This window comes from Aurantibrevibacter litoralis (assembly GCF_034651555.1).
Taxonomy (GTDB): Bacteria; Bacteroidota; Bacteroidia; order Flavobacteriales; family Flavobacteriaceae; genus Aurantibrevibacter; species Aurantibrevibacter litoralis.
This window is the reverse complement of record NZ_JAYEEQ010000038.1, coordinates 1-9,222: the sequence shown is the minus strand read 5'-3', so window position 1 is coordinate 9,222 and position 9,222 is coordinate 1. Positions and strand designations below refer to the sequence as shown.

The 9,222-nt window shown below is 33.5% G+C and carries 9 protein-coding genes; all 9 read right to left on the bottom strand.

Annotation, left to right across the window (positions count from 1 at the left end; all coding sequences use genetic code 11):
• Nucleotides 1-267: 267 nt before the first annotated feature.
• The 9 genes from U1E44_RS16505 to U1E44_RS16465 all read right to left on the bottom strand — a co-directional run bounded on the left by U1E44_RS16505 (nt 268) and on the right by U1E44_RS16465 (nt 9,086).
• Nucleotides 268-2,253: a S9 family peptidase gene (locus U1E44_RS16505; protein ID WP_322932221.1), complete on the bottom strand. Its 1,986-nt coding sequence runs from the start codon at nt 2,251-2,253 to the stop codon at nt 268-270.
• Between the two features lie 150 nt (nt 2,254-2,403).
• Nucleotides 2,404-2,736 (bottom strand): helix-turn-helix domain-containing protein, encoded by a 333-nt coding sequence (locus tag U1E44_RS16500; RefSeq protein WP_322932220.1) that lies wholly within the window; start codon nt 2,734-2,736, stop codon nt 2,404-2,406.
• 11 nt (nt 2,737-2,747) lie between these two features.
• Entirely contained in the window at nt 2,748-3,080 is a 333-nt protein-coding gene (locus U1E44_RS16495) for a type II toxin-antitoxin system RelE/ParE family toxin (RefSeq protein ID WP_322932219.1), read from the bottom strand.
• 804 nt (nt 3,081-3,884) lie between these two features.
• Complete coding sequence (locus U1E44_RS16490; protein WP_322932218.1) at nt 3,885-4,286, bottom strand: hypothetical protein; 402 nt, start codon at nt 4,284-4,286, stop codon at nt 3,885-3,887.
• Between the two features lie 235 nt (nt 4,287-4,521).
• The gene (locus tag U1E44_RS16485; protein ID WP_322932217.1) at nt 4,522-5,226 is read right to left on the bottom strand and encodes a hypothetical protein; all 705 of its coding nucleotides are present in this window, start codon (nt 5,224-5,226) and stop codon (nt 4,522-4,524) included.
• 809 nt (nt 5,227-6,035) lie between these two features.
• The gene (locus U1E44_RS16480; RefSeq protein WP_322932216.1) at nt 6,036-6,818 is read right to left on the bottom strand and encodes a hypothetical protein; all 783 of its coding nucleotides are present in this window, start codon (nt 6,816-6,818) and stop codon (nt 6,036-6,038) included.
• A 186-nt stretch (nt 6,819-7,004) separates the two neighbouring features.
• A complete protein-coding gene (locus U1E44_RS16475; RefSeq protein WP_322932215.1) occupies nt 7,005-7,514 on the bottom strand; it encodes a hypothetical protein in 510 nt (169 codons plus the stop codon).
• A 174-nt stretch (nt 7,515-7,688) separates the two neighbouring features.
• The gene (locus U1E44_RS16470; RefSeq protein WP_215936480.1) at nt 7,689-8,342 is read right to left on the bottom strand and encodes a hypothetical protein; all 654 of its coding nucleotides are present in this window, start codon (nt 8,340-8,342) and stop codon (nt 7,689-7,691) included.
• A 162-nt stretch (nt 8,343-8,504) separates the two neighbouring features.
• The gene (locus tag U1E44_RS16465; RefSeq protein WP_322932214.1) at nt 8,505-9,086 is read right to left on the bottom strand and encodes an LOG family protein; all 582 of its coding nucleotides are present in this window, start codon (nt 9,084-9,086) and stop codon (nt 8,505-8,507) included.
• Between the last annotated feature and the right edge of the window lie 136 nt (nt 9,087-9,222).

The following is a 9,222-nucleotide window of genomic DNA, read 5'->3' as shown; positions in this document are numbered from 1 at the left end:
ATATTTTCATTCCGATTCTTCAATTCCGTTTAGTTTCTTGCTTAGTTCGGATTTTTTTCAGCTTGCAGGTAACGGTTAGTATAAGAAAAGTAGGGCAGGTGGTTAGCAATTTCCTTTCCGTTTAGCCACAAGCCGAATCTTTTGCATTTTGTTTTTACCTTATTATTCTAAAAGCCAAATCAAAAGGTTTGGCGACTTCATAAACACGCCCAAACCAATTGGAATAGCACTTACCGCCCTATTTTTTTTATATATTGTTAGCAAAAGTTATTTTTCCCCAATGTGACTATCAGCCCAATTTAGCCATTTATTCAGTACACTTTTGAATTGTACAGGATTTGAAATATTATGACCTGCTCTCGGGTAAAGAATCATTTCTACTTCTTTATTAGCATCTTTCATTGCTCGATACATTTCCCAAGCCTGTAATGTCGGACTTCTTGTGTCGTTTGCTCCATGCAATATTAGAAGTGGAGTTTTTACATTCTTAACGAAAAATATAGGCGATGCTTTTCGATAGTTTTCAACATTATCAATTGGTAATGCTTTATATTCCCAAAGTCCGACTTTTCTGTTGCTAAATTCGTGTTGTCCATACAGACTTACCAAATTAGATACTCCGGCAACACTAATTGAAGCCTTAAATCTATTGGTTTGCGTTATAGCCCAATTTGCCATATAACCGCCATAACTCCAACCACCTATTACAATTCTATTTTCATCCACTATCTTCAATTCGATTAGTTTGTCAATTCCCGCGATTATATCTTCAAAGTCAGTATGTCCAAAAGCGTTTCTATTACCAGCATAAAAATCTCTGCCATATCCAATACTGCCTCTAAAATTCGGTTGGAATACAACATATCCATTGTCAGCGAAAAATTGCCCCATCCAGTTAAAATCGTCCATAACTACCGCATCTGGTCCACCGTGTGGTATTACCATAAGTGCGTAAGTTTTAGAATTGTCATATTTTATTGGATATGTTACAATTCCTTGAACTTCTGTGCCGTCTTTACTCACATAGTCTAGAATCGTGCTTGAAGTTTTAATTTTCGACTGTAGTCCCGAATTCAGATTGGTTATTTGCAAGGCACTTTCTGGATTTTCGCCGAGATTCAATTTGTAAAGTTGTTTTATTTTTGAACTTCGTGAGGCGGTATAGTAAATTTGCTTGTTGATAATCTGAAAATCATAAATTACCCAGTATGGATTTATGATTGTAGTAACTTTGCCTTTGATATTTAAATTGTAAAGACCTGTATAACCATTTTTTGGCGTAGAGAAACTAATGTTTTTATCGTCAATCCATTGAATTTTTTCGATAGTTGGGTCAAATTCATAAGTTATGTTTTCAGTTTCTCCAGATTCAATATTTCCAATGAAAAGTCCATCATTGGAAGCAAATCCCTCGGTATTGCCTACAAAAGCAAGTAATTTACCAGAAGGGGAAAATTTAGGATTGCTTAAAGAATTGGCATCATTGAATTTGTAGATTGTGTTACCACTTTCAATGTCGATTATCGCTACCCAATTATTTGTTATTGATTCGTAGGTGTCGTAGTTTTTTGCTGCTAAGACTGCAAGTTTTTTACCGTCTTCACTCACATCTAAGTCAATTATTCTAAAGTTCCCGTCTGTGATTTTTTTCTTTGTACCAGAATCAATATTGTATGTCCAAAGAGCATTCGTGTAAAATTCGGTGCCTACTTGATAAGCGCCTCCATTTATTTCTTCTTTTGCTACCAAAGTACTATCACGTGGTTCATCATCTACGTAGGCAATAATATTTTCATTCAGCCATCGATAGTTGGATATGTAATTTTGCGCATCAGAAACCAGTTTTGGCTCTCCGCCGAGTTTTGGTACAATATAAATTTGTTGCAGATTGTTGCGGTAAGAAATAAAGGAAATCCATTTTCCGTCCTTAGACCACTTTGGGTCGTAATCATATTCATTTTCGGTTAGCTTGATTTGATTTTCTCCGTTTAGGTCAGAAATGATTATCGATGAAAACGATTTTCCGTCCCAAACATCCTTTGTTGTTTTCGCAAATAAAATTTTGGATTCAAAAACCTTTGGATTATTAAGATTTTCCATTCCCAAATGTTCCTCAACTGAAAGTTGTGAAAAAGCCAATATTGGCATTAAAAACAAAAGGGTTAATATGGTTGAAAAGTATTTTTTCATAATTTTTGCTAACGTTCTAGCTATGAACAGTACGGGAGCAAACTGGCGTTTGCTTTCCGCCATGCACATAGCGAAATCTTTTGGTTTTCTTTTTTCTTTTTCCCGCTAAAAAGCAAAATCGCAAAGATTTTGCGGACTTCATAAAAATACACAAACCCTGCGATTAAGCCCTAAGCCCGTATTGTTTATAGGTTTTGTTATCTTTAGTGATTTCTACGCTACCTTAAATTCTGCCTCGTTCATTTGTACGCTGAACTTAATGTTTGCCTTTAATGCGCTGAAAACTTTTAAAATTGTTTCGATAGTCACATTTTTCGCGCTACGCTCTAATTTTGAAATTTGAGACTTTTGAACTCCAATTAATTCGCCTAGTTGCTCTTGGGTCAATTTCCTTTCTTTTCTGACTGACTTTATCATTTCGCCGAGAACCTCCATTCGCAAATCGAATTCGTACTTGTCCCTGTCCGCTGTTCCAATTTTCCCGATATCCTTGTCCTTCATTTGGTCAAGGGTCATCATTTTCATCTTTTTCCTTTTTGTTGCCATAATCTTGTTTTTTATTGCTCGAAATATTCCGTCCGAATCTGTTTTGCTTTTTCGATTTCAGCTTTTGGAACTTTATCCGTTTTTTTGACCATTCCATGAGTAGAAATCACAAGCGTTTCGGTTTTTCCAGTTCTGTCCCAGAATGCGAAAAGTCGGTATTGAAGTCCTGCATATTTAGTCCTGAATTCCCAAATATCCTCTGTTAGTTTTTTGAACAATTTTGGGTCAAGTCCAAGCTTAGCTTTGTCGAGATTATAGTAAATCTTCGATTTTGCTTTCTTGTCGACCTTTGACATAAAGTCAATAGCTTGCTCAAGAAAAACGACTTCAAATCTTTTTTCCATTCGGTTCAGTTGTCCATTTACAAGACAAATATAATCAAAAAAGTTGAATTATATGGAAACTTCAAAAACTTGGCCATCATTAAAGATAACGGCCTAGCTATGCGTAGTGCGGAAGCAGAAATTAAGAGAATTCACAGCTAGCACCGAGCAAAAGCAGTTTGTTTTGTTTTTTCTTTTTTTATCCTAAAGCAAAATCAAACTGATTTTGCGATCTTATAAAGATACATAAACCATTTAATAAAGCACCATTCGCCGCATTACGCATAGGTTTTGTTAGCAAATCGTTTTTCCTTTTTTTGAGACTGAGTACGGAAAAGTCAGCGCACTGCTTGCGTATTGCGTGCGTCTGAGTAAGAAAGTCCTGCGAACTGCTTGCGCATCCCTCCGAAAGAAGCTAAAATCCATTTGCGCATGAGTAAGCCATCAACCTTTTCCAAGGTATTAAACACCCAAAACCGCCGGATCTAATTTAAGAGAGATCGTTTTTTAGGGATTGAGTACGGAAAAATCAGCTTGCTTGCGTCCGAGTGCACCGTCCACCTTTTTCCACGAATGTGATATCTCAAAACGGCACGGCATAACTTTTATAAGCACCCCGAAAATGTTTGCTAACGTGTTTGTATATGATTTGTTGCGTGTTTTAAGCACCTAATTTAGCAAATACAAACCAAATAGAAAATCCGCGAGGATTTTCGTAAGTAGGCTAGAACTAGCAATAAATTATATACGGTGTTGTGTGTAGTGCTTTCCACTATCTTTGTTTTTCGTTCTACTTTTATTCCGTTTTCTTTCTATTCATACTTTTCAATTCGTACCCGCTACTTTATTCGGATTTTTCATAAATACATAACCAAAACACAAAGTAAAAACAGCATATATTATAGTTATAGTAAGAATAATTGGAAATTCGCTTTCAGAGTATTTTCCGACTATTTTGATTAATGCAAAAGATGATACTAAAAAATGGGCCAAATTACCTATAACTAAAGGTCGGCTATAAATTCCGCCAATTAAGTTATTTTTTGTCATCCAATTGAGCATTCCAAATCCCAAGTATAAAGAACCCAAAATTTGTAATAATAGAACTGAAGTTTGGTTTGTACCTGCATTCAGATATTCAGTTATTTCTTCCGGAATAAAGGTCAATGCAAGTCCAGAAATCATTAGGAATATTGAACTTGCTATCATTAATATTTTTGTATTCACAGTTTAAGTTTTAGTTACTGATTTGTCTGTTGTCTTTAAGTTATGTTACAATTAAATTCAATATTTTACGGATGTTAATTTGTTTTTTCGCATTACACACAACGTTGTTGTATAAGATTAGTGGCGTGTTTAAGCACCTAATTTAGCAAATAAACACTAGATAGAAAATCCGCAAGGATTTTCGTAAGTAGGCGAGAACTAGCCATTAATTTTATACGGTGTTGTGTGCAGTTTTTTAGAGTCCATTCATACTTTTCCAAGTACTCATTATTGTTGGGTTTTCATTTTTAACTGAATAATTTCTCAATACAAAATCCAGTTGTTTTGGGGTTAGTAAAACAAACATTCCATCATTTTTTGAATTTACAGGGTAAAACTGTTCGTCCGAATTTTGTCTTCTTAATTCAGCGTTCAACATTTCTATAAAATTGACATATGCAATTCCCCAATCCAAGTCAGAAAATTGTCCGTCAAACGCTATGTATTCAATTCCGTTCAGTTCGATTGTGTGTTTCCAACTATTTTGGTCTTGTTCGCTTTTTTCGTTTGCGTATTCTAATTCCAATCCTAGTTTTTTAAAAGTCGGTTTAACTTGAGCTAAATATTCTGTTAATCCTCCAATCTCAAAGAGTTCCTCACAATCTACCCAATGATAGCGATTGTCCATAAAATTCAGTGTTTCCCCTCGTGTTGGTCCTTGAAAAAACTTCAAGTCGGAAAACGATTTTGCAAAATCAGCTTTAACTGTGTCCAATTCAGATTCGCTGGTCAGATTGAAATAACTTAATTTTTCCAATTCCGCAACGACTTCTTTTCCACTTAATTTTTTCTGCATTACTATTTCTGGATTTGGGTTTTTGATTTTTGAAACCGCATTATCTTTTTTGGAATTACAAGCCCAAAAAGTTGAAAGAATTATGATTATAAAAATATGTTTCATTGGTTTGGTCAAATTGCACACAACGGTTTGGGCTATGAAAAGTAGCGTGCAAATCAGCGCAAACTTTTCGGATTAATAACTGAGAATAAAAATAGACAAAAACTTTGGATTAAGCACTTTGTAGCTATTTTTTATAGCCATTGTTGCCCACAGGTTTTTATTCCGCGTTGTTTTAGTTCAGCTCGTTTTTAAATAGTTTAATTTGATATTCAGCTTTTTAGTCCGATAAATTACTTTTAATTCTCCGGGAAAAAATCGGTTGCGCTTTTTTATTCCGCTTTTTATTCCGCCATTTATTCAGTCAATTTTTGAACGAATGTTTGTCGTCAAAGGTGCTAATCCCAAGCGATTGAAAATTGTGCCTTTTTCGATGCAGGTCGCAGGTTTTTGGCGAGTCCATTCAGAGTTTGAGTCAGCCGTAACTTTTATCGTTTCTGCTATTCAGCCAAAAAGATGATGATTTGCGTTTGGTTCGAAAAAATGTACAAACATTTGGCGAGCGTTTAAGTCAGCGCAACTAATTCCGCACAGTTTTTTATTCCGCTTAGTTTTTCAATTCCGCACAGTTTTTCAATTCGGTTGAGTTAATTCAATTCCGATGATTTGTTTTTATTCTTAATCAGCCGATAATTATGATGTCAAATAACTTGCGTTCGGGTTTGGTCAACTTGTGGGCAACGTCTCGGCTATGAGTAGTTGCGTGGTTTAGCACTTAACTTTGCAAGTACACACCAAGTTGGAAATTCCGCAGGAATTTCCAAAGTAGTCGAGAACAAGCAATTACTTATAGCCATTGTTGTACACAGTATTTATTTACTTAATTCTATTTGAAATTTTGTCGCATTAAATGCTGCTTGTAAACCTCTTAAATTAGATTCCGACTTATTTTTCTCAAATAGTTCAGTTACGTATTCAGTTTGTTTAGTCACATTATCGTTCTCTTTTTGAAAAATTTGGTATTTCAATAAAATTAAATTCGCCATAATTTTATCTGAAACACTTAATTCGCTTTGATTTAGATATTCGTCTATTGTATTTTTTATCTCTGAATCATTTTCAGATATTTCATCGAATAGATAAGCATTAGCCAAATCAGATTTATTCATGGTTGAATAGTCGCTTTGGTCAGACATATCTTTTCGGTAAGTCATTTTGTTTCCATTTAGGAAATACCATCTCGTATAGGAATCATTTTCCATTTTAATATCTTTTTCAAACTCTTTTTTCTTAACGCTCCAATTCGTGAAAGCTATTAAAAGTTCAGTTCCGTCATCTTTCTTTAAAATTGCGAATCGGATTAAGTAATTCCTTTTTCCAGGTTTTTCAATTTCAATGTCTAGTTTGTTTTCTACTGAAACATATTTTTTCAAAGCTTTTAAAATTGAGGAAACATCTTCTGGGTTTGCTTCTGGAAACAGATTTTCTCGTAAAAACAAGTCAATGTATAAGTAATGAGTTAAATAAAAATCATCCATTTTTAGATAATTCGCTTCTGTCAAATTTTCGGTTTTGATATTGATTTTGTCCGATTGAGAATATCCAAAGTTTGTGAATATTGCTAGAAGGAAAATTGTAATTATTTTTCTATTCATTATGTTGGGTTATATTGTGTACAACGTTGTGGTATATGGTTTGTTGCGTATTTCAAGCAACTAATTTAGTAAATAATTACGGACAAAGAAAGTCCGCGAGGACTTTCGCAAGTAGGCAAGAAGCCAGCAATAAATTATATACGGTGTTGGCAACTGGCTTTCTTTTTTTCGTTCCGATTTTTATTTTTATTCGTTCATTTCAATTATTAATTTTTTTCCGTAATTCAGGTTTTTAAAGAAACTCAATTGTCTTTCAAATATATATCCGTTTTGTGTGAATTCCATAATTTGATTTTCGGTCTCGATTTTTAATTTCATTTCGTCGATTGAATATTCTCCGAGCACAATTCTAAAATATCTTGCAATTAATTTAGAAACTCCTAATTTCAACATAATCCACATTGGTGATAAAGTCAGAGGTTCAACACTTTCTTTTCCACGTATTAATTTTATGTATTCGATTTCTGATTCTTTTATTGTCAACACACTTGTTTTATTAGACAAGTTTGACCTTAAAAGAATTCCACCTGAATATTTTTCAAAACTACATTTAGAGTTTTCTTTTATAAATTCCGTCGAATTATTTTTTGCTTTAAAAGACTTTAGATAAAATGATGAACTTCCAATTGCTTTCGGTTTTTTCCAATCGATTTTTGTCGGTTTTCCAATATTTTTCTCGATTGTTCTTGAATTCATTTTTTCTCGTTGAGTTCGTTTTTTAGCTTGTTGCCAACGTGTTTGTATATGGTTTGTTGCGTGTTTTAAGCACCTAATTTAGCAAATACAAACCGAATAGAAAATCCGAGAGGATTTTCGTAAGTAGGCTAGAACTAGCAATAAATTATATACGGTGTTGTAAAACGTTTTTTATTAATTTTTCTTTTGGTCAATTAGTGTTCTCAAACTGGTTATTGGATTCAGTGTTTCAATATTTGATTCGTCCAATTTTATCCATTCAATCCAATCAATTCCCATAGTTATGTCATATTCTCCAATTAATCCATCTAATAAAATATAGATTGCATTTTTAGATTGTCCACTATCATCAAAATCTCGAATGTTCAATTCAATTCCGATTTTTCCATATTCACCATCTACGTATCTAAAATAAATATCCGAATATCCAATTTTAAAATCTCCATATTGGATTTCAAATTCGTCTCCAGGAATTCTTTGTCTGAAAGCATTAAATTGCCAATTCTCAATTTTAGGTGCTTTTTCCACTAATTGTTCAACTATTGGAAAAACCTCTTTAATTCCCTCTGCTGAAATCGTAAATTCTCTTATTCCGCTTTCGTGGATTGGGCTAAATTCAAATACTAAATCCTGATGAACTTTCTTTAATTCGGTCGATAAATCATTAAATATTTTTTCTCGAATTTCAAGATTTTCCACTTCATTGTAATAGGTTTGTTGATGTTTAGAAAACCAATTCCAAAATTTGTCTTCTTTTGATGTTTTATTAAATAGAGAAAATCCCATTGATAAAATTATGATTGGTATTAAGATTAGTATTCTTTTCATTCAGTTCAGCAAATGTTTTACAACGTTGATGTGTATGATTAGTGGCGTGTTTAAGCACCTAATTTAGCAAATACAAACCGAATAGAAAATCCGCGAGGATTTTCATAAGTAGGCAAGGACTAGCCATTAATTATACACGGTGTTGTGCGTTCGTACTTTTATTTATTCATTTCCCTTTTTTATCCATTTTCCAACTTCTGGCGCAATATAATTTCTCATTTTGGTTAATAATTCTTCTGCATTATCACTTACAATTATCATTTCTTGATTTATTTCTTTTAAAAATCCTTTTTCAACTATATTTTCAATAAATTGGATTAACAAATCATAAAAACCGCCAACATTTAAAATTCCAATTGGTTTTTTATGTAATCCAAGTTGTCCCCAAGTTAGCATTTCAAAAAATTCCTCTAACGTTCCAAAACCTCCAGGCAATGCAATTACTCCATCGCACAATTCATTCATTTTAGTTTTTCGTTCGTGCATACTTTCCACAATTATAAGTTCGGTTAAGTTTTCGTGAGCAATTTCTTTGTTTGATAAAAAACTAGGCAAAACTCCGATTGCTTTTCCGTTTTTACTTATAATTCCGTCAGCAACTGCTCCCATAAGTCCAACTTTTGCTCCGCCATAAACCAATTCAATATTATTACTTGCCATTATTTCGCCTAGTTGGAATGCTTTAACTTCGTAATCTTTTTCATTTCCAAAACTTGAACCGCAAAAAACAGTGATTCTTTTCATTTTAACTTATTAATTATTGGATTTATTCTTTTTTCGTTCCGTTCACCGAGTATGACGCACAACGATTTGGCTATGAGCAGTTGGGGATTTCTTACCCTAATTTTTCAGTATAGCACTGACCTTTATTTTATCCACT

Coding starts and splice junctions, on each gene's coding strand:
- U1E44_RS16475 (WP_322932215.1), bottom strand. CDS start 7,514: ATGAATTCAAGAACAATCGAGAAAAATATTGGAAAACCGACAAAAATC.
- U1E44_RS16465 (WP_322932214.1), bottom strand. CDS start 9,086: ATGAAAAGAATCACTGTTTTTTGCGGTTCAAGTTTTGGAAATGAAAAA.
- U1E44_RS16495 (WP_322932219.1), bottom strand. CDS start 3,080: ATGGAAAAAAGATTTGAAGTCGTTTTTCTTGAGCAAGCTATTGACTTT.
- U1E44_RS16505 (WP_322932221.1), bottom strand. CDS start 2,253: ATGGCGGAAAGCAAACGCCAGTTTGCTCCCGTACTGTTCATAGCTAGA.
- U1E44_RS16500 (WP_322932220.1), bottom strand. CDS start 2,736: ATGGCAACAAAAAGGAAAAAGATGAAAATGATGACCCTTGACCAAATG.
- U1E44_RS16470 (WP_215936480.1), bottom strand. CDS start 8,342: ATGAAAAGAATACTAATCTTAATACCAATCATAATTTTATCAATGGGA.
- U1E44_RS16480 (WP_322932216.1), bottom strand. CDS start 6,818: ATGAATAGAAAAATAATTACAATTTTCCTTCTAGCAATATTCACAAAC.
- U1E44_RS16485 (WP_322932217.1), bottom strand. CDS start 5,226: ATGAAACATATTTTTATAATCATAATTCTTTCAACTTTTTGGGCTTGT.